The organism is Gammaproteobacteria bacterium, from assembly GCA_013214945.1.
Classification (GTDB): domain Bacteria; phylum Pseudomonadota; class Gammaproteobacteria; order Enterobacterales; family Psychrobiaceae; genus Psychrobium.
On the sequence record JABSRT010000005.1, the window covers coordinates 225238 to 246853 of the forward strand.

A 21616-nucleotide genomic window follows, 5' to 3' on the forward strand; every position below is an offset into this window, starting at 1 on the left:
TGTTATGGTCGATTTAACTATATTGCCATTTTTTATCAGGAAATCTCATGAAATTTACTATTTCCAGAGAGCAGCTACTTAAACCATTAACGTTAGTTTCTGGAGCAGTTGAACGTCGTCACACCATGGCGGTGTTGTCTAATGTTTTACTGGAAGTTAGTGAACACTTACTTAAAGTTACAGCAACAGATCTTGAAGTTGAATTAATCGGAACCGTCGAGCTTGAAGGGGCGGTTGAGACCGGTCGCACGACTGTGCCAGCCAAGAAGTTTCTTGATATCTGTAAGGGCCTGCAAGATGGCGCCGATATCAAGATTAATATCGAGGGCGAGCGGATGATTATTCGTTCGGGTCGCAGCCGTTTTACCTTGTCGATCTTGTCGGCCGATGACTTTCCTAATATAGATAACTGGCAAAGTGACACCGAATTTGTGTTGCCACAGCATTTGTTACGCTCGGTTATCGAAAGTACCCAGTTCTCAATGGCCAATCAAGATGTCCGTTATTATCTTAACGGCATGTTGTTTGAAACCAATAACGACGAATTAAAAACCGTGGCGACCGATGGCCATCGTTTGGCGGTCAGTAGCCGTAAAATCAATGCCCAGTTGCCGAATAAACAGGTAATAGTACCGCGTAAAGGGGTGGTTGAGTTATTGCGGTTAATCGAAGCTACCGATGATCCGGTGGCGGTTCAAATTGGTGAAAATCATCTACGTGCCAAGATTAACAATGCGGTGTTTACCACAAAATTGGTTGACGGTCGTTTTCCTGACTATCAGCGCGTGCTGCCTCGTGGCGGTGATAAGGTTATTATTACTTCGCGGCTTGAATTTAAACAGGCGCTGGCGCGTGCTTCAATTTTATCTAATGAGAAGTTTCGTGGCGTACGGTTTAATTTTTCAGCCAATGAGTTGAAAATAACCGCCAATAACCCAGAGCAAGAAGAGTCACAAGAAATAGTGGACTTAGATTACCAATTTGACGATTTAGAAATTGGTTTTAATGTCAGTTATGTGCTGGACGCGCTTAATGCCCTTAAGAGCGATCAGGTTAAGATGACCTTAGGCGACGCTAATAGCAGTGGCTTAATCGAGGCGGCTGATAGCTCTGAGTCGATGTACGTTGTCATGCCAATGCGGCTTTAGATGTTATTAGAACAATTATCGGTTCAACGATTAAGAAATTTAGCGGAGGTCAAACTGGAGTTTGGCCAGCTAAACATTATTTTTGGCGACAATGGCAGCGGTAAAACCAGCCTGCTAGAAGCCATTCACTATCTGGCCCTTGGCCGCTCCTTTCGTACTCACCTTGCCAGCCGTGTTATTGCCCATGACTCTGATGATTTTATCGTTTGGGGCAAGGCCAGTGGCCACTCGGTTGGTATTCAGCGTTTTCGTAATGGTGATGTTAAGGTTAAGGTCGATGGTGATAATGTCACCCGTCTCGCCACCTTGCTTGAATATTTACCGCTGCAATTAATTACCCCTGACAGCTTCACCTTGTTAACCGGTGGCCCCAATAATAGACGTCAGTTTGTCGATTGGGGAGTCTTTCATTGCGATGGTAACTTTCATGAAATTTGGAACCGCTGTAAACGCCTGCTCAAACAGCGCAATTCGCTGTTAAAACGCAAAGCCAGTTATCGTGAAATTTCTTATTGGGACCGTGAGTTAGTTCAATATTCACTTGAATTGACCACCCTAAGAAATAGCTATATAAATTCGTTTAATCCGGTATTACAGGGTATAATAGAGCGTTTTCTGCCCGCTGTTAATGTTACTGTATCTTACAGTCAGGGGTGGGACAGAAAAACTGAATTATCTCAATTGCTTGAGAAAAATTACCCGCGAGATTTAGCCCTTGGTTATACCTCTGCAGGGCCTCATAAAGCGGACCTAAGGTTACGCTGTGATAATGTGCCGGTTCAAGATGCGTTATCACGAGGACAATTAAAACTTTTGGTTTGTGCTTTACGTATTGCACAGGGAGTTCATTTGCAAACGCAAGTGGACAAAAAAACCATCTATCTGGTCGATGATCTATCGTCTGAACTCGATGCCAGTAAACGCCAAATATTAATTGACCAGTTGGTCGAAACTCAGGCGCAGTTATTTTTATCGGTCATCGATGTCAAACAAATAGACGCTCAAACCAGCCAATATCAGACTCGCTTGTTTCACGTGGAACAGGGTGTGGTTACTCAGGATAATTAGAACGAGAATATTATATGTCAGAGAATAGTTACGATTCGTCAAGTATTAAAGTTCTTAAAGGGCTAGACGCGGTGCGTAAGCGCCCTGGAATGTATATCGGTGATACCGACGATGGTTCCGGCTTACACCACATGGTATTCGAAGTAGTAGATAACTCTATAGATGAAGCCTTAGCGGGTCACTGTAGTGAAATTACCATTACAATTCATCTTGATGGCTCGGTATCGGTTCAAGATGATGGCCGTGGCATTCCTGTTGATATTCACGAAGAAGAAGGTGTCTCTGCCGCTGAAGTTATCATGACGGTATTACACGCCGGTGGTAAGTTCGATGATAACTCATATAAAGTATCTGGTGGTTTACACGGTGTTGGTGTCTCAGTAGTAAATGCCTTGTCTTCAAAACTTGAACTGACGGTTAGGCGTCACGACAAAGTACACTTCCAGCAATATATTCATGGCGTACCGGTTGAAGCCTTAAAAGCGGTTGGCGATTGTACCGGGACTGGTACTAAGATGCAGTTTTGGCCAAGTACTGATACTTTTACTAATATTTTATTTCATTACGATATTTTGGCAAAACGCGTGCGCGAGTTGTCATTCTTAAACTCGGGCGTGTCTATTACCTTGGTTGATGAGCGCGGCGAAGGTAAGAGCAAAAACTTCTCATACGAAGGTGGTATTAGTGCCTTTGTTAGTTATCTTAATCAAAATAAAACGGCAGTGCATTCTGACGTTTTCCACTTCAGTGACGAGCGTCCTGATGGCACGACTGTTGAAGTGGCGATGCAGTGGAACGATGGTTATCAGGAAAGCATTTTATGTTTTACTAATAATATTCCACAGCGCGATGGTGGTACTCACCTTGCTGGTTTCCGTGGGGCGTTAACGCGTACTCTGAATAACTACATGGAAAAAGAAGGGTATAACAAGAAAAGTAAAACCAGCGCGACCGGTGATGATGCTCGTGAAGGGTTAACCGCGGTTATTTCAGTTAAAGTTCCTGATCCTAAATTTAGCTCGCAGACTAAAGACAAGCTAGTATCTAGTGAAGTCAAAACTGCCGTTGAACAAAGCATGGGTTCAAACTTCAATGATTTCTTGTTAGAAAACCCGTCAGTCGCTAAAGACGTTGTCGGTAAAATTGTTGACGCAGCGCGTGCTCGTGAAGCGGCGCGTAAAGCGCGTGAGATGACTCGTCGTAAAGGCGCGTTAGATCTCGGTGGTTTACCTGGTAAGCTAGCCGATTGTCAGGAAAAAGATCCTGCACTTTCTGAACTATATATCGTGGAAGGGGACTCTGCTGGCGGTAGTGCTAAGCAGGGTCGTAACCGTAAAAATCAGGCTATTTTACCGCTTAAAGGTAAAATTCTTAACGTTGAAAAAGCCCGTTTTGATAAGATGTTATCTTCACAGGAAGTCGCCACGTTAATTACTGCACTCGGTTGTGGTATTGGTCGTGAAGAATATTTCCCTGAAAAAATTCGTTATCACAAAATCATTATCATGACCGATGCCGATGTCGATGGCTCGCATATCCGAACCTTGTTGTTAACGTTCTTCTATCGTCAAATGAATGAATTGGTTGAAAACGGTTATATCTATATCGCGCAGCCACCTTTGTATAAAGTTAAAAAAGGCAAGCAAGAGCGCTATATTAAGGACGATGAAGTTCTAACTGAATATCTAACGACTATCGCACTTGATAATGCTTCATTGCATGTTAATGCTCAAGCTCCTGGCATTGCTGGCACTGCACTCGAAAGCCTAGTTAAAGAGTTCCGTAGCGTTGAAGTGGCAATCAGTCGTCTTAAGTTACGTTACCCAACGAGTGTATTAACTCAGCTTATCTATACGCCGGAACTAACGGTTGATGCTTTGTCTAGCCGTGAGATGGTTACTAACTGGTTAGAGACTTTGGTTAATGTCTTAAATGAGCAAGACAGTTCTGGTACTTTCTTTAATGGCCAAGTCATTAGCGATGAAGAGCATAATCGTTTCACGCCACAACTGACCATTAGAATGCACGGTGTTGATACCGATTACCATTTTGAACCAACCTTCTTTGCTTCTGGTGATTACCGCAAAATTGTTGAGTTAGGCAAGGACATTCACGGTCTATTGGAAGAGGATGCCTTTATTCAACGTGGCGAGCGTAAAAAGAACATCGAGTCTTTTGCTGAGGCCGTTGAATGGCTAATGCATGAGTCCAAGCGTGGTCTTTATATTCAACGCTACAAAGGGTTGGGCGAGATGAATCCAGATCAATTGTGGGAAACTACGATGGATCCTGAGAACCGCCGCATGTTACAAGTGACAGTTGAAGATGCTATTGCTGCTGATCAATTGTTTACGACCTTAATGGGCGACCAAGTTGAGCCGCGTCGTAAATTTATCGAAGATAATGCGCTTAACGTGGTTAATCTAGATGTCTAAATAAGTTTAATCGTGATGTTAAAAGGAGCCTACTGGCTCCTTTTTTTATGGCGGTAATATGGTGTAATTAGATTATATAGCTCAATTAGTGATAACCTAAATTATCAGTATAAAAAGGAGTTAATATGAGTTGGTTTAAGGATTTAATGAACCGAGGTAAGTCAGCCTCCGATACGGCTAAGCTAGAGCAAAGTAAGCCATTTCAAGCGGCACCACAGAGTCAAAAAGAACGATCAAGCAAGGTCAGTGTTGATTTGATTAACTCTGAGCATTTATTTTATGATTTGCTCTTTGGCAAAGAAGCAGAGAGTCTAGAAATTGAAAATAACCTAGAGACAAAAATTGTCGAAGCGGTCGGTGATCTGTTGATCAACCCTGACAGTATGACATTAGAACCTTTCCCCAAAGCCTTGAAAGATGCCTTACAAAAAATTGATAGCGGGGCACCTATTGACCAGGTCGAGTTAAGTTTACAACAAGATCCTATCATGGCTACTCAAGTCGTAAAACTAGCAAATAGCGCTGCTTTTAGGCGAACCGACCAAGAGGTTAATAGCCTAAAAATGGCGATTAATTTTATTGGTCTCGACTCGCTTAAGCAGGTGGTTACAGCGGCCTCGCTTGGTGGGTTGATGAAAGTGAGTCCTATTTATTTTAAGCTATTTGGTGAGAAAGTTTGGCAGCACTCTATTACCACCGCTAAATATTGCGAAGAGGCGGCTAAGGATCAAGGCTTAGATCCTTATGCTGCATTCTTTGTTGGTTTAATTCATGATATTGGAAAAATAGCGGTGTTTAAGGCGCTAGTTGAAGCGATGCAGCAATCGATGCCTGGGATACAACCTGGCTCAATTCATTTTAGGAAAATGATGAGTTCTATGTCTAAACAGTTGACGGTTAATATTGTTAAGCAATGGAACTTGCCACAAGCGATAGTGTTGCCACTGCAACAACATATGGCTTATAAGGCGATGGCCGAACCTTGCGCGTTAACTAAAATATTAGTTCAATCGAAGTTGTTAAGTGAAGTGTCTTTACTGCTTGAGGCAAAATTAATTAATGAATTAGACGCTGAATTAATTTTAATCAAAAATAATATCAAGCCGGAGCTATTAATATTGACTAACCAGGCTTAAGTTTTTGTTGTTGGATATAAAACGCCGCAATAATGCGGCGTTTTTATGAGTAAATATTTAGCCAATCAACTTAACTTTGCAATAGCGAGATGTCTGCGACATTAAGGAATTGATTTCTTAAGTTGTTGAGCAGCGCCAAACGGTTAAGTTTAATAGCTTGGTCATCGCACATTACCATCACGTTATCGAAAAATAGATCGACCGGTTCTTTTAGCTGTGCCAGCTGAGTCAATGCTTGGTCGTAATCGCTAGCCGCAAAAACCGGAATTAAAGTTTCAGTTAACGAAGCAACAACTTTAGCCAATTCAATTTCAGCCGGTTCAGATAATAAACTAACGTCGACGATTTCAGCGATAGTATCTGTCGTTTTAGCGAGGATGTTACCAACGCGTTTGTTGGCTGCTGCAAGCGGTTTAGAAGCCTCTAATGCTCTAAATGCTGTCACTGCCTCAATGCGTTTGTTGAAATCACTCGGGCGGGTTGGGCGGCGTGCCATAACCGCTTTCACGATATCGGTAGAGATGTTTTGATCTTGGTACCAGGCGTTAAATCGACCTAACATAAAATCAACGACTGACTTTTCAACTTCATGGCTTAACTTATCACCGTAAAGGTCAGCAGCTGCTTTAACCAGATCTACTAAATCTAAATCAAGGTCTTTTTCAACCATAATGCGCAATGCGCCAATTGCTGCGCGACGAAGCGCAAACGGGTCTTTGTCGCCTTTAGGGATTTGGCCAATACCAAAGATGCCGACCAAGGTATCAAACTTGTCAGCTAAGGCTACCGAGCAGCTGACTAGTGAGTCAGGCAACCGATCACCCGAAAAACGTGGCATATACTGTTCATTCAACGCGAGAGCTACCTGCTCTGACTCGCCATCAAAACGGGCGTAATACATGCCCATCACACCCTGAACATCTGGGAATTCCAATACCATATCGGTCATCAAATCGGTCTTACATAGCAAGCCAGCTCGTTCAGCGTCGACAGCATTGGTACCAATTTGGGTCGCGATGATTTTTGCTAAGGCAGAAATCCTACGTGACTTTTCAGCCAGTGTACCTAACTGCTTTTGGAATAAAATATTATCTAAGCTACCAATTCGACTTTCTAAAGTGACTTTTTGATCTTGCTTGAAGAAGAATTCAGCATCGGCAAGGCGAGGGCGTACTACCTTTTCATTGCCCTTAATAACTTGTTCTGGTTCTTTGCTGTCAATATTTGAAACAAAGATAAAGCGCGCCATTAATTTCCCATTATTATCTAATAATGGGAAATATTTTTGGTTGTCTTTCATGGTGTAAATTAGTGCTTCGGCAGGAACATCGAGAAACTTTTCTTCAAAACTGCCAACGTAAGTAATCGGCCACTCAACAATAGAGCTTACTTCGTCCAGCAAATCTTCGTCGATATCTGCTACGCCATTCTCAGCTTTTGCAGCAGCAATTACTTGCTCTTTTACTAGCGCTTTTCGCTCTTCGTAATCGGCTATAACATAGCCTTTTTCGCGTAATAATTTAGCATAGTTATCTGCATGATCTAACACTAACTCTTGGTCACAATGAAAACGGTGTCCGCGAATAATACGTGCCGACTTACAACCTAATATGGTGGCATCAACTAATTGATCACCAAATAAAATGGTTAGAGTCTTGGTTGGGCGAATAAATTGCATGGTATTGCTGCCCCAACGCATTGGTTTAGCGATTGGTAACTTTGCTAAGGCTTGCTCAACCATTGCAGGAATAAGCTCAATAGTGGCTTGTCCTTTAACTTGTGCTTTAAACAGTAACCACTCGCCTTTATCTGTCTTTATGCGTTCAGCCTGTTCTACAGTAATACCGTTTGAACGTGCCCAACCTTGTGCTGCTTTGGTGGCATTGCCGTCACTATCAAATGCTGATGAAATCGCTGGCCCGCGTTTTTCAACCACTTTGTCAGACTGACCACTAGACAATTGCTTAACAGACACTGCTAAACGACGAGGTGATGCTAAAAAGCTAACCGAGTCAAAAGCAATATCTGCTTTTATTAATAGTTGTTCGATATTGTCACTGAAGGCTTGCGCCAGTGTCCGTAATGATTTCGGTGGCAGCTCTTCAGTACCTAATTCAATAATTAAATTTTGAGCAGTCATATTATTTTTCTCCACCGCTATTTTCATTGCTTTTATTTTTACATAACGGGAAGCCTAGTGCTTCTCGTGCCGCATAATAAGATAAAGCAACGGCTTTAGACAAAGCGCGTACGCGTAAGATATAGCGCTGACGCTCGGTCACTGAGATAGCATGACGAGCATCTAACAAGTTAAAGGCATGAGATGCCTTCATGACTTGCTCGTAAGCGGGTAATGGTAGGCCGGCTTCGACTAGCTTTTTGCTGTCTTTTTCACATTGGTCAAATAATGTGAATAAAGATTCAACATCAGCATGTTCAAAATTGTAAGTCGACTGTTCAACTTCATTTTGATGAAACACATCACCGTAGGTTATTTTACCTAATGGGCCATCGGTCCAAACAAGATCGTAGATGCTATCAACGCCTTGAATATACATCGCTAAGCGTTCTAGGCCGTAAGTGATTTCACCAGTAACGGGTGAGCATTCTAATCCGCCTACTTGTTGGAAATAGGTAAATTGAGATATCTCCATACCATTAAGCCAGATTTCCCAACCTAAACCCCAGGCGCCAAGTGTTGGTGATTCCCAATTGTCTTCAACGAAACGGATATCGTGAACTAAAGGGTCAACCCCAAGCTCTTTGAGAGACTCTAAATACAGTTCCTGAATGTTATCTGGATTTGGCTTAAGCACGACCTGAAATTGATAATATTGCTGCAGACGGTTAGGGTTTTCACCATAACGACCATCGGTAGGACGACGACATGGTTGTACATAAGCACTGCTCATTGGCTCAGGGCCAAGTGAACGTAAGAAAGTTTGTGGATGGAAGGTGCCTGCACCAACCTCCATATCTAAAGGCTGAACAATAACGCAGCCCTGTCTTGACCAATAGTCTTGCAGCGCAAGGATTAGTCCTTGGAATGTCTTTGTGTCGTAATTAGGCATAATATCAGTAACAACTCTAGCCGGTGATTAAAAAAAAGACGTTAATTATAGCATTGTCCATAGGTTTGAGAGTAGCGTAATTTACCAACATTGCGATATACTCGCAGAGAACAAGTCTAACGTCATAAATCTGATATTTAGTATCAGCTATCCATTTTTTGTTCAAATGCCCACCTAGTCATTTCGAACTTTGCATTGGCCTATTTTGTCAAACAAAGCTTGGTATCACGCTAATTAATTCTTGATGTTCCACGTGGAACATTCAACAATTATTACTTAGTTATATTTTTATATCGCATTATTATTATTGAATTTCTTTATTAGATTTAAGTCAAATTGGCTTACTTCTCAGAGGTTATTACTGTAATCTGAACTATAATATAGGGATATATTAGAGGAAAGTTTGCTAAGGATGGCGGTGCTTTTATTAGTCCATAGAGTTTAGCAATACTTTTAATTTACCAACTCGATTGCAAGTCGTGATGTTATTAACTAAAAGGAAAAGCATAAATAATGCGAAATATAAAAGCCAAAGATAGGATGCTTCCTTGCCTGCGCTATAAATTATCTCCAGTTCTTGTCGCAATACTTACTGCTACTATCTCTGCTAATAGCTTTTCAGCGCAACCCGTAACTTTAAAAAAGCAAGTAAGCGTTAATGAAAACAAAGCGCAAGCGCAAGGGCTAGAATTACAGCGCCAAAGACAGTTAATTGAAACGCAAGGAAAAGCGATTGAGCAACTGAAAAGTCAACTTGATGCTTTAAGTAATACCAGAACAATCAGTAAATCAAAAGCAAAAGTAAAACCGAAAAATACTCAAAGTAAAAAAGCTCAAAGTAAAACCTCCAAGATTAAACCCGTTGGCAAAGCGCCGGCAAAAAAATCGCCATCAGAAAATGTGCCAGATCTATCAACTGTAAATAATAAAGTAGGTGGAGTACTTACCGCCGCCGGCAGCTTTATTTTAGAGCCTTCATTTGGCTATTCATATACCGATAATAATAGAGTATTTCTCGATGGTTATACTTTTATTCCGTCCTTGGTTGTCGGGATTATTGATTTAAGAGAGGTGCACCGCCATAGTTTTGTTAGCAGTCTTGCTGCAAGGTATGGCATTTCAGATCGTTGGGAAGTTGAAATGAAACTACCGTATATTGCGCGTAATGACACTCAACGTTCGCGACCTGTCAGCATTGATAGTAGTCAAGATGAAATATTTAATGCCAGTGGTAAAGGGATCGGAGACTTAGAGTTATCAACCCGTTTTCAAATAAATTCTGGTCAAGGTGGTGGTGTGATTTATGTTGCAAATCTTGCGGCAACTATCCCAACCGGCATTAGCCCATATGATGTTGACTATGTTACCTCCGTGGCTGGTTCTAAGTTTCCTACTGAATTGCCGACGGGTTCAGGTTATGTCAGCATCTCACCGAGTATTAGTGCAATATACTCAACAGCTCCTGGCGTACTGTTTGGCAATATAAATTATGGCTACACCATGGCAACTGATGAAGACAGTGGAAAAATAGACTCCGGTGATAGCATGGGTTTTAGCTTTGGTTTGGGACTATCATTAAATCAGAGAACATCATTAAGTTTAAGCTATTCACAAAAGCACGTATTCAAATCTGAAATAGATGGTCAAACAGTCGATGGTAGTGACCTTGATATTGGTCAGTTTATTGTTGGTTATTCTTTCCGTTATTCGCCTAAAACTAATGTCAATTTATCGGTAGGAATAGGCACAACAGATGATGCGCCAGATGTTAGGTTAACACTGAGATTTCCAATGAAATTTTAATGTAAGTGCTGTAGTTGATTAGCAATAGATGAAACGCGTGCCGCTATGCATGCGTTTTTTTATGATCATATGTACGATAAAGTTAATTGGGCATTAATTACCTTCGGTTTGCTTTATTTATTATGGAGCAGTTCATAAAAACATCATAGTTAGAATTTGCTAGGGTGGTATTTAACGCGTAGAGCACGTTGTAAAGCATACTGATGGATACCAATTACGAATCGACAACGCACAGTAAAGAGTGTTCTTTGATGGGAAAATATATTGAAAGTTTTGTGGTAGCAGATTGGTTAACGGTTTGTAGCTGTAAATGGGATATATGTGAAATTTAGTTGTGCAAGTTAGGCAAGACATACAGACTAAAATAGTCACTACTGCTTATATTATGGTTAACACTATTTAGATTTCTGATGTCGATATTGATGGTGTTAATAGCACTGATAATTTGATTATCAAGACTGTTTTGAATTATCGATGTCAGCGGAGAATTGGTCAGTTTAGAAGATAGGTTTAATTGACCACCTTGAACGAGTAACTGATTGACAGGAGATTGATAATTGTAACTGTATGTTTCAGTACCATTGGTAAGAATATACTTGTTAATGCTAATATCTACGATAATGCCATTGGGTAAAATGAAACCGCCACGACTAGCATCAAGCTCTGCTGAACTGACCGCTAGCCAGCTGTACCTTTCACTACTGTAATTTTTCTGGTAGAGAGTTGTAGAGTTGATTGCTTCAGCTTGACTGTAAAATGATATAACAAACGATAATAAAATTGTTATACCGATAGTTTTAAATCTGACAATGTTTGAGATGAAATTGCTCATAACTCCCAGTTTCCTTATTGTTTAAAAATCGATCCTAGGTGGTTGCAGCATATTAAATAATCCTAGACTAGATCTGTCGACGGCTTCGGCTAATGGTGCCTTTACTCTTAGTGCCCAGTCTGATTTGTCTCGATAATGGTTGGACGCAATTTCTTTTTTGTCTTGAATGACAAAAATAATTCTATTTCCCCACATTTCCTTAAATTCATTGAGCGCTATTACCTTAACCCCAGCGGCTGGATCACCAATCAAAACTTCATGGTTATTACTAGACTTTATTATTACAAAGTGAAGATAACCATTATTGTTAATGATTGTGATCGCCGGAACCTGAGCTTTTTCAAGTTGCTTCAGTGTTATATGAAAGCCATTAGATTTGTAACCCCGTTGTGATAAGTAGCGTTGCATATCTAATAATGAAAAACCCTTACTTTGGATTTTTAGTTGATCTCCGTGTTCATACATCTCACTAAATACACTATATTCACTGACCGTATCGTCATAATGAAAACTAAGTAAACTAGCTAGAGCTGCAGAGCCACAACTAAAATCGAATTGCTGTTTATAAACTGTTTTAAAGCGCTGCTCAGCGATACTTGATACCGCGATTGAAAAATTCCCACCACTGGCGATAGTATTAAGACTAACCATTCCAGCAATGCTTGGCTGACTTAGCAATGCACAAGCTGTCAATATCAAAAGTTTAATTTTCACAATTCACCTTATTATGTCCGTATTAATCTGTGCTAATCGTAATCGTTATTATGGTCGAGTCTTGGATAATTACATTATTACCGGTGTTTTGGATAATTGAAAATACCCCACTAGCCCCAGTAAATGAACTGTGGTCAATGATATTTAGACCCGTAACGCTGTTGGTCACTTGATTATTGGTTAATTCAGCATCTAAACTAGCATTACTATTAGCTAATATATCTATGCCACCACCTAGGCCACTTTCCTCGGCTAAGTCTTCTAGTTGAACAGCGTTTTGTTGCATGAACTCCAATGGGTCTGACTCCGATGCACTAACAACGGGATGGATCATTAGCATCAGTAAGGTAAGTGGCATATGAATGTATGTTAATTGCAGTGACCTCATAGCTCCCTCCTTTCATCTGTCTTGGTAAAAGTTGCTGGTAGCATATAACTACCAGCAACATTAGTGCTTACTCTAAGCTGGTTGTTCTAGCTTATTGGCTACTAGCAGGATTAACATTTACGTTGCCCTGGAATGATATCTGTTGCTGAGTTAATGAACCATGACCAAGATTTTGGACATTTTGATTAATACCAGCAGTACCATTGAACGAATCGCTAATGTTATTACTTGTAACCGTACCTTCAGACTCTGTTACGTTATAAGTAAGAGTATTACCAGTCACCGTGCCATCCAAGCTTGATGAGTTCATGCTGTAAGTAATCTCATTAGTTGCCGTACCGCCATTGTTAGCTGCTGCAGTTCCCCAGCCCTCACTCCAAGCCTGGCTGTTGTCGCTGTTATCGCTGTTGTCGCTGTTATCGCTGTTATCGACAGTTGCGGTGCTGCCATTGTTAGCTGCTGCGGAACCTGTCGCATTGGCAGTAGCCATACTGTTATCAGAGTTATCGTTGTAGCTATTAGAGTTTGCTGAGCTGCCATTGTTAGCCGCTGCTTCAGTAGCAATTGCTGAGCTATTATCAGAGCTGTCTGAGTTATCAGAATTATCAGAATTATCGTTACCGCTATCAATTGCAGAGAATGCACTGCTGCCGTTGTTAGCAGCTGCACCTGTTGCTGTTGCTTGACTGCTGTCATTATCAGAGTTATCAGAATTATCAGAGTTATCAGAGCTATCGTTACCGCTATCAATTGCAGAGAATGCACTGCTGCCGTTGTTAGCTGCAGCGCCGGTTGCTGTTGCTTGGCTGCTGTCATTATCAGAGTTATCAGAGCTATCAGAGTGAGTTGAGTTATCTGAGTTGTTTGAGTTATCAGAATTGTCAGAGTTGTCTGAATTGTTTGAATTGTCTGAGTTATCAGAGCTGTCCGTTAATGAAAAAGCAAGGCTGCCATTATTAGCTGCAGCGCCCGTTGCACTTGCTGAACTAGTTACTGAATTATCTGAGTTGTCTGAATTATTAGAGTTGTCAGAGTTATCTGAGTTGTCTGAATTATTAGAGTTATCAGAATTATCTGAGTCGTTATTACCAATATCAGTGAATGATGCATCGTCTAATGTGCTGTTATCAGAGCTATTAGAGTTATCAGAGTTGTCTGAATTATTAGAGTTATCAGAATTATCTGAATCGTTATTACCGATGTCGGTGAATGATGCATCGTCTAATGTGCTGTTATCAGAGTTGTTAGAGTTATCTGAATTATCTGAATTGTTAGAGTTATCTGAATTATCAGAATCATCATTAGCAATATCAGTAAAACTGGCGTCATCTAACATGCTGTTATCCGAGTTATTTGAGGCATCAGAGTTATCAGAATTGTTTGAGTTATCAGAATTGTCCGAATCATCATTAGCAATATCAGTAAAGCTTGCGTCGTCTAACGTGCTGTTATCAGAGTTATCTGAATTATCAGAATCATCATTAGCAACATCAGAAAAGCTTGCGTCGTCTAACGTACTGTTGTCTGAGTTATTGGTATTATCAGAATTATCGGTCGTGGCTTGTGAGTTCTCGTTAGCTGATGATGAACCGTCGCCAGAAGTGTCAGAGCTGGCTGTTGCTGTTTGTGAGTCAGTAACCTCGGTGGCGGTATTTGTAGGGTTTGCCAGTGCTGAAGTGGTAGCCCCTAATAGAATAGCCATACTTGCTGCGAGTAAAGTTTTATTAAAATTTTGCATATTATGCTCCGTAAATTAATTTTTTCACCATTTCATTCCCAAACAACTAACAACAAGCAATGGTAATGGCAATGTGCTTAATGTAAGCGTGGTAAGTTAGCGCTTGGTTGATATTCTCATTCTCATCAACTTAAAATTCCATAAAAAGCAGGTCAAAAGATCCTTAAAAAAATCGTAATTTTAGTGTCGATATTTTTTACACTTCATTAATTTTAATTTAATGGCTGTTTTTTACATGTTGATTTTTATTGTTTTTATGTGTGTGGCTTGTTTTATGCAAACCAAGTGGCGTGTATGTTTTTTTAATTAAGGCTCTAAAAATAAAGACTTTTTATACCTTAGAGAAAAGTTTTGATTGTAGAGATAAGCCGTAGACACAAAGGACTAAATAACTAGCGGGCTATAAGGATTTTGAGAATGATTCACCGTGTGCAAAATAACGGTATCTTACTGATATCTGATGATAAATTTATTGTCGGGTTATTAACCGGATGCTGTGTGAGCCGAGACTATTATTTAGATAATATTTCTTGTGCTAATTTCCTCCAAAATAAGGCAACAGATCATGTATATAACAATATTTTAATCGACACTCGTAAAATGAGCGAGTCACTTATTGAGGTCTGTTTAGACCTACTGCAAAGTATTAATCACCAGTATCATATTCCGGTTTGTGTGATACACCTTGCTAGCGCAATTGAGATGTTAAAAAATCACGCTTGGATTGATTGTTGTTTGTGTGAACCGACAAATGAGTTGTTAGGTGACTATTTAAATAAGGTTTGTATTCAAGGCAATAATGAGCGACGAAATAATGCACGTCGTCGAGCTAGGGAGCGTAGAGGAGGTTTAGAAATTAACCTCGAAGAGCTCGATAATAATTGTTGTGAAATTGGGCCCTTTAAGATTGACCGTAATTGCCAAGTAGTTACATATAACGGTACCGATTTAGAGTTAACAACTAAAGAGTTTAAACTTTTTAGTTTACTGGCTGACTCTTTTGAGCGTGTTTGTACGACAGACTGCATCATTAAACATCTGTGGCCTGAGACTCATCGTGCAACCAAGTCTGACTTATATCAATATATGCATCTGTTGAGAAAAAAAGTAGAGCATGACCCTGATAACCCGCATTGGATTCTAACGGTTAAAGGTGTTGGCTATAAGCTGAAAATATAAATGACTTTAATCTGAAATCTAAGTTGTTGAGTGGGTTTATGTGATAAAAAAAGGGTAATAATATTACCCTTTTTTTATCACATAGGTATAAGGCAGAGAGTTAACTTGGGAATTGATTAACTCATGATCCATAAAACGACAGAAGCTTGGAATATCTCTTGTGGTTGAAGGGTCATCAGCGGTGACTACTAGAGTTTCTCCACTGTTCAGTTTACGGATAGTTTTTCTTAGCATCATGACAGGCTCTGGACAGCGTAATCCGATGGCATCTAAACTATGTTCAACATTGGCCATTGTTTATCTCAATTTTAAATAAAATTAATTCTAACGGCTCTCATTAAATAATCAACATCGTGCTATTAAAAAGTTGCGCTAGAACAAAAAAAGGCTGCATAAGATAAATTATGCAGCCTTTTTATTCTTGATCGAGCTAGTTATTTAATACGTTCAAATACTGTCGCAATACCTTGACCTAAACCGATACACATAGTAGCAAGACCTAATTTTGCATCTTTAGCTTCCATGATATTGATTAGAGAGGTTGAGATACGCGTACCAGAACAACCCAGCGGATGTCCTAGGGCGATTGCGCCACCGTTAAGGTTAACGCGCTCATCAAAGCCTTTCATTAATCCAAGATCTTTAGCACAAGGCAGAGACTGTGCAGCAAATGCTTCATTTAGTTCAACGATGTCGATATCTTCTATCGTGATACCAGCACGCTTTAATGCTTTCTTACTAGCAGGAACTGGACCGTAACCCATCAGTGATGGATCACAACCAGCGACAGCCATTGAGCGAACTTTAGCGCGAGGTTTAAGGCCTAACTCAGCTGCTTTTTCAGCCGACATGATCAGCATTGCAGAGGCACCATCAGACAGCGCTGATGAAGTACCGGCAGTTACTGTACCGTTAGCTGGGTCAAAAGCAGGGCGTAGCTTGCTTAAGCCTTCAGCCGTTGTTTCTGGGCGAATAACTTCATCATCTTCAACTAAGACTAGGCGACCGTCAGCATCGTGTCCCATGATTGGAAGAATTTCTGACTTGAAACGACCTTCAACCGTTGCTAGGTGTGCTAAACGGTGTGAACGGGCACCAAACTCGTCTTGTTGCTCGCGAGTAATGCCGTGCATCCGACCAAGCATTTCAGCGGTTAAACCCATCATGCCAGCAGCAGATGCAATTTTCTTAGCCATACCAGGGTGGAAATCAACCCCGTGGTTCATCGGTACGTGACCCATGTGTTCAACACCACCAACGATGAAGATGTCGCCATCTCCAACTTGAATCGCGCGAGTCGCATCATGCAGTGCTTGCATTGATGAACCACAAAGACGGTTTACGGTTGAACCGCCAATGCTTTTTGGTAGGCCTGCAAGTAGTGAAGCATTACGAGCAATGTTAAAACCTTGCTCTAGAGTTTGTTGCACACAACCCCAAATTACATCTTCGATTTCTTCGGGATCAACCTTAGGGTTACGATCCATCAAACCTTTCATCAAGTGAGCTGATAATTCTTCGGCACGAACATTACGGAACACACCATTTTTAGAGCGACCCATTGGGGTACGAATACAATCGATTACGACAACTTCTTTCATAATATTAATCTCCAATTGCCGTTAAGCGTTGTAGTAGGTTGCGCCAGCAGCAGCTTTTTCACGCATGCCGTCAGTCACTTTATACATTGCACCAAGGTGAGCATAGCTATCTGCTAGTTCAACAAAGGTTGCAACACCCATAGTATCGATATACTGGAATATGCCACCACGGAAAGGAGGGAAACCAAGACCAAATACTAAGCCGATATCAGCTTCGCCAGGGGTCGCGATAATGCCTTCTTCTAAACAGCGAACTGTTTCGATAACCATTGGGATCATGGTACGAGCGATGATTTCGTCGCTGCTGAATTGAGTTGTTTCAGCGCTAACAGCTTTTAGTAGCTCGTAAGCTTCTGGTGCTGGATCTTTCTTAGCGCGACCACGTTTATCTAAAGAGTGATTGTAGAAACCTTTGTCGTTCTTTTGACCATATCGACCAGCTTCATACATAGCATCGATAGAATCTTTGCTATCTTTTGCCATGCGGTCAGGGAAACCTTTAGCCATTACATCTTGAGCGTGGTGAGCTGTATCCATACCAACAACATCAAGTAGGAACGCAGGACCCATTGGCCAGCCAAATTCTTTTTCCATCACTTTATCAACCTTGACGAAATCTGCGCCATCGCTGATTAACTTAGCGAAACCGCCAAAGTATGGGAATAGAACGCGGTTAATGAAGAAACCAGGACAATCATTAACAACGATTGGTGATTTACCCATTTTAGCCGCGTAAGCCACTACCGTCGCGATAGTTTCATCAGAGGTGTTTTCACCACGAATGATTTCAACTAAAGGCATCTTATGTACAGGGTTAAAGAAGTGCATGCCACAGAATTTTTCAGGGCGTTTAAGATTCTTAGCCAGTTCATTGATTGAGATAGTTGAAGTATTTGAAGTGACGATCGCGTCGTCGCTAACATAACCTTCAACTTCAGCTAATACCATGCCTTTAACTTTAGGGTTTTCAACCACAGCTTCAACGACGATATCAACATCTTTAACCGACTCGTAATTTAGCGTTGCGGTGATGCTGTTAAGGGTCTTAGCTAACTTAGCGCCGTCAATACGCTTGCGCTTAAGTTGTTTGTTTAGAATGCCAGACGCTTCATTTAGACCAAGATCTAGTGCTGCTTGGTTAATGTCTTTCATCACAATCGGCGTGCCTTTGCTCGCTGATTGGTAAGCGATACCGCCACCCATGATACCAGCACCAAGTACAGCGGCAGTTTCAACTTTTAATGCTGTTTTAGCTGCTTTCTTAGAGTTGGCTTTAATCAGTTGATCATTTAAGAAAATACCAACCAATGAGCGAGCAACATCAGTTTTAGCTAGTTTAACAAAACCTTTAGTTTCGACTAGTAAAGCTTTGTCACGCGTCATGCTCGCGCTCTTCTCTATACACTTAAGTGCGGTCATCGGTGCTGGGTAATGTTTACCGGCTTTCGATGCAACCATGCCTTTAGCGGTGGAGAATGACATCATATTTTCAATTGGCGATAGTGTTAATGGTGCTTGCTTTTCAGCACGACGCGCTAGCCAATCGAACTTACCAGCAATCGCATCTTCTAACATTGCAATGGCACAATCGCGTAACTTTTCAGGAGCCACTACGGCATCAACCGCACCGACTTTAAGTGCTTTGTCTGCTTTATTATTCGTTGCGCCAGTGATCCACATTAATGCGTTATCACAACCGATAAGACGAGGTAAACGTACTGTCCCACCCCAACCAGGCATAATACCTAGTTTGGTTTCTGGTAAACCAAGTACTGCAGTGGTATCGGCAATACGGTAATCTGCTAGTAACACCGCTTCACAACCGCCACCTAGTGCAAAGCCATTAATGGCAGCAATGGTTGGGCAGTTTAGATCTTCAAAGCCGTTAAATGTTTTATTGACAGAAGCTAACCATTCGCTTAGTTGCTCTTGGGGCGCGTCAAAGTGGGTGGTGAACTCGGTGATGTCTGCGCCAACAATAAATGCTGACTTACCACTGGTCATTACCACACCTTTAAGATCGGTTAGACCTTGAAGAACCTCAACTGCTGATTGAAACGATTGAAGAGTCTGTTGGTCAAATTTGTTGACCGAACCATCTTTTGCGTCAAATTTTAACTCTGCAATACCATCTTTAATGTAGCTTACAGAGAGGGTGCTTGATTCATAAATCATTATTATTTTCCCTCGTCGATAACGTCAGTCGACATACAATGTTACAGACCAATATTGGCCCAATTTTGAATATAATTATTTTATAGCAACAACCAAGTTTCTCTTGTGTTGGGTGAAATTTCAACTGTTAATTTAAACAAATGTTTGAACTTGGGGGTTGTTTGGCTTGGCCGTGCTAATAATCACTATAATTTCATTGGTTTAGAGCATTAACTCTAAAGTTGATTTTTGTTTTAAGCTGAAGAAACAGAGAGTTGTTTTTTATTATTACTAAGCTTGGCAGCGTATTATGGGTAAATTATCAATCAATTTATTATTATTGAGTAGCATACGGTATGATAAAAATATTAAATTTATCCGGAGTGGTCATGGAACAGTTAAATACACTTTTTGCCCAACATATTAGTGAACTCAATGCACGTGCGAAAACAATTATGGCGCGTGAGAATATTAAAACTTTGATTATTCACTCTGGGCAACCACGCAGACAATTTTTAGATGACATGGATTACCCGTTTAAAGTCAACCCGCACTTTAAAGCATGGTTACCTGTTATCAATAATCCTCATTGTTGGTTGATTATTGATGGTCTGAACAAACCGACCGTGGTTTTTTATCGTCCGGTTGATTTTTGGCATAAGGTGCCCGATGAACCGAATGACTTTTGGACTGAGCAATTTGATATTGTCTATCTAAAAAAACCCGATCAAATCGCCGATTATTTACCGCATGATCTTGGGCGAGCGGCTTATATTGGGGAGCATATAGAAGTCGCTGAGATATTAAATATTGGGTTGTTAAACCCCGAAGAACTGATCTCCTATTGCCATTATCACCGTGCGTATAAAACTGATTATGAAATGCATTGTTTGCGCCAAGCAAATAAAATAGCAGCGCTTGGGCACCAGGCTGCTAAAGCTGCTTTTCTTGCGCAGCAGTCTGAGTATGATATTCAAATCGCTTACCTGAAAGCGACGAGACAGACCGAAAATGAAGTACCCTACGGTAATATTATTGCGTTAAATAATCATGGGGCAATTTTGCATTACACCGTATTAGAGCAAGAGGCTCCAGTAACATTTAATTCATTTTTAATTGATGCTGGTGCAAACTTTAATGGTTACGCTTCTGACATTACACGTTCATATTCCTTTGTTGATGATGAGTTTGCTCAATTAATTGAAGCGCTAAATAAAAAAGAACTAGCGATCATTGAGCGGATAAAACCAGGGGTTAGCTATGTTGATTTACACGTTGCGATGCATACTTTAATTGCTGAGTTACTTGAGCAGTTTGATTTTGTTCGATTGCCAGCCGCTGATATTGTGGCAAAACAGATCACCAGCATTTTTTTTCCCCACGGTCTTGGTCATTTTTTAGGACTGCAAGTGCATGATGTTGGCGGATTTATGGCCGACGAGCGCGGAACACATCTTGCGGCGCCAGCTGAGCATCCGTTTTTACGTTGTACCCGTGTGATTGCTGCGCGTCATGTTCTGACGATTGAGCCTGGGCTATATTTTATCGACAGTCTGTTAGATGAATTAAAATTATCCGATAATTCTGGTTATATTAATTGGGATAAAATCGAACAATTTAAGAAGTTTGGTGGCATTCGCATTGAAGATAACATTATTGTTCATCAGGGCCATATCGAAAATATGACCCGCGATGCTGGCATTGAGTAGTACTTTGAAACAAACTCCTTACCAAGCATTATCTAGTCCGTTAATGGTGCAAACAGAAGTTAAACGCAGTAAATTCTTGGCTTATATTTCACCGACTCAAGGTGCTGTGCAAGCTAAAGCTTTTATCAATAAAATTAAGCGGCTTCATCCCGACGCCAGCCACAATTGCTGGGCTTATGTGGCTAGTCGTCCTGAAAATACTGTTGATATTGGTTATTCTGATGATGGTGAGCCATCGGGCTGTGCTGGGCGGCCCATGTTAAATGTATTGCAAGGCAGTGGCATTGGCGAGATCACCGTGGTTGTTAGTCGCTACTTTGGCGGTACAAAGCTAGGAACTGGTGGCATGGCGCGGGCGTATGCCGGAGCCGTGAGTGCTGTATTAGCCCAGGCGGTTACCGTGGAGAAAGCGGTATTAACCGAGTTATCATTTAGTTGTGATTATGCGTGGAGCAATCTGGTTGAGCAGCTAATTACGAAATATAAAGCCGGACTTATTCAGGCAAATTATCAAGCGACAATTGATTATCACATTGAGATAGATATCCGCCAAGCCGAGTCGTTTGTTGAGCAACTTAAGCAAAGTTCAAATGGTCAAATTTGCGTTGTTAAGTCACAACCCTGATGATCGCATCTCTTT

The 21616-nt window shown here is 41.0% G+C and carries 17 protein-coding genes; 8 read left to right on the forward strand and 9 right to left on the reverse strand.

Features of this window, described 5'->3' with window-relative positions; translation table 11 throughout:
* The first annotated feature begins 47 nt into the window (after nt 1-47).
* The 4 genes from dnaN (at nt 48) to HRU23_05395 (ending at nt 5787) form a co-directional block, all read left to right on the forward strand.
* Complete coding sequence (gene dnaN / locus HRU23_05380; protein NRA53557.1) at nt 48-1148, forward strand: DNA polymerase III subunit beta; 1101 nt, start codon at nt 48-50, stop codon at nt 1146-1148.
* Nucleotides 1149-2216 (forward strand): DNA replication/repair protein RecF, encoded by a 1068-nt coding sequence (recF, locus tag HRU23_05385; GenBank protein ID NRA53558.1) that lies wholly within the window; start codon nt 1149-1151, stop codon nt 2214-2216.
* 14 nt (nt 2217-2230) lie between these two features.
* The gene (gene gyrB, locus HRU23_05390; GenBank protein NRA53559.1) at nt 2231-4651 is read left to right on the forward strand and encodes a DNA topoisomerase (ATP-hydrolyzing) subunit B; all 2421 of its coding nucleotides are present in this window, start codon (nt 2231-2233) and stop codon (nt 4649-4651) included.
* Nucleotides 4652-4776: 125 nt separating this feature from the next.
* Complete coding sequence (locus tag HRU23_05395) at nt 4777-5787, forward strand: HDOD domain-containing protein (protein ID NRA53560.1); 1011 nt, start codon at nt 4777-4779, stop codon at nt 5785-5787.
* A gap of 70 nt (nt 5788-5857) precedes the next feature.
* Here HRU23_05395 and glyS read toward each other — a convergent pair whose 3' ends face one another.
* Complete coding sequence (gene glyS / locus HRU23_05400) at nt 5858-7927, reverse strand: glycine--tRNA ligase subunit beta (GenBank protein NRA53561.1); 2070 nt, start codon at nt 7925-7927, stop codon at nt 5858-5860.
* A 1-nt stretch (nt 7928) separates the two neighbouring features.
* The gene (gene glyQ, locus HRU23_05405; protein ID NRA53562.1) at nt 7929-8858 is read right to left on the reverse strand and encodes a glycine--tRNA ligase subunit alpha; all 930 of its coding nucleotides are present in this window, start codon (nt 8856-8858) and stop codon (nt 7929-7931) included.
* 540 nt (nt 8859-9398) lie between these two features.
* On the opposite strand from glyQ, the gene HRU23_05410 reads away from it, so the two are divergent.
* Nucleotides 9399-10661, forward strand: coding sequence for a transporter (locus tag HRU23_05410; GenBank protein ID NRA53563.1), 1263 nt, complete (start codon nt 9399-9401; stop codon nt 10659-10661).
* A gap of 328 nt (nt 10662-10989) precedes the next feature.
* On the opposite strand, the gene HRU23_05415 is transcribed toward HRU23_05410, so the two are convergent.
* From HRU23_05415 to HRU23_05430, 4 genes are all read right to left on the reverse strand, one after another.
* Nucleotides 10990-11493: a hypothetical protein gene (locus tag HRU23_05415; GenBank protein NRA53564.1), complete on the reverse strand. Its 504-nt coding sequence runs from the start codon at nt 11491-11493 to the stop codon at nt 10990-10992.
* A gap of 21 nt (nt 11494-11514) precedes the next feature.
* Nucleotides 11515-12144 carry a C39 family peptidase gene (locus HRU23_05420; protein ID NRA53565.1) on the reverse strand — a complete coding sequence of 210 codons (630 nt, stop codon included), beginning with the start codon at nt 12142-12144 and terminating at the stop codon, nt 11515-11517.
* 85 nt (nt 12145-12229) lie between these two features.
* A complete protein-coding gene (locus HRU23_05425) occupies nt 12230-12595 on the reverse strand; it encodes a hypothetical protein (protein ID NRA53566.1) in 366 nt (121 codons plus the stop codon).
* 91 nt (nt 12596-12686) lie between these two features.
* Nucleotides 12687-14333: a dentin sialophosphoprotein gene (locus tag HRU23_05430; protein ID NRA53567.1), complete on the reverse strand. Its 1647-nt coding sequence runs from the start codon at nt 14331-14333 to the stop codon at nt 12687-12689.
* A 417-nt stretch (nt 14334-14750) separates the two neighbouring features.
* Here HRU23_05430 and HRU23_05435 point away from each other — a divergent pair, with 417 nt between their 5' ends.
* Nucleotides 14751-15512 carry a response regulator transcription factor gene (locus HRU23_05435; protein NRA53568.1) on the forward strand — a complete coding sequence of 254 codons (762 nt, stop codon included), beginning with the start codon at nt 14751-14753 and terminating at the stop codon, nt 15510-15512.
* 63 nt (nt 15513-15575) lie between these two features.
* Here the strand turns inward: HRU23_05435 and tusA are convergent, their stop codons facing one another.
* From tusA to fadB, 3 genes are all read right to left on the reverse strand, one after another.
* The gene (gene tusA / locus HRU23_05440; GenBank protein NRA53569.1) at nt 15576-15806 is read right to left on the reverse strand and encodes a sulfurtransferase TusA; all 231 of its coding nucleotides are present in this window, start codon (nt 15804-15806) and stop codon (nt 15576-15578) included.
* A gap of 140 nt (nt 15807-15946) precedes the next feature.
* The gene (gene fadA / locus HRU23_05445) at nt 15947-17113 is read right to left on the reverse strand and encodes an acetyl-CoA C-acyltransferase FadA (GenBank protein ID NRA53570.1); all 1167 of its coding nucleotides are present in this window, start codon (nt 17111-17113) and stop codon (nt 15947-15949) included.
* Nucleotides 17114-17134: 21 nt separating this feature from the next.
* Complete coding sequence (gene fadB / locus HRU23_05450; GenBank protein ID NRA53571.1) at nt 17135-19288, reverse strand: fatty acid oxidation complex subunit alpha FadB; 2154 nt, start codon at nt 19286-19288, stop codon at nt 17135-17137.
* A 368-nt stretch (nt 19289-19656) separates the two neighbouring features.
* Between fadB and pepQ the strand changes: the two genes are divergently transcribed.
* A complete protein-coding gene (gene pepQ / locus HRU23_05455) occupies nt 19657-20976 on the forward strand; it encodes a Xaa-Pro dipeptidase (GenBank protein ID NRA53572.1) in 1320 nt (439 codons plus the stop codon).
* A gap of 4 nt (nt 20977-20980) precedes the next feature.
* Nucleotides 20981-21601: a YigZ family protein gene (locus HRU23_05460; GenBank protein NRA53573.1), complete on the forward strand. Its 621-nt coding sequence runs from the start codon at nt 20981-20983 to the stop codon at nt 21599-21601.
* The last annotated feature ends 15 nt before the right edge of the window (nt 21602-21616 follow it).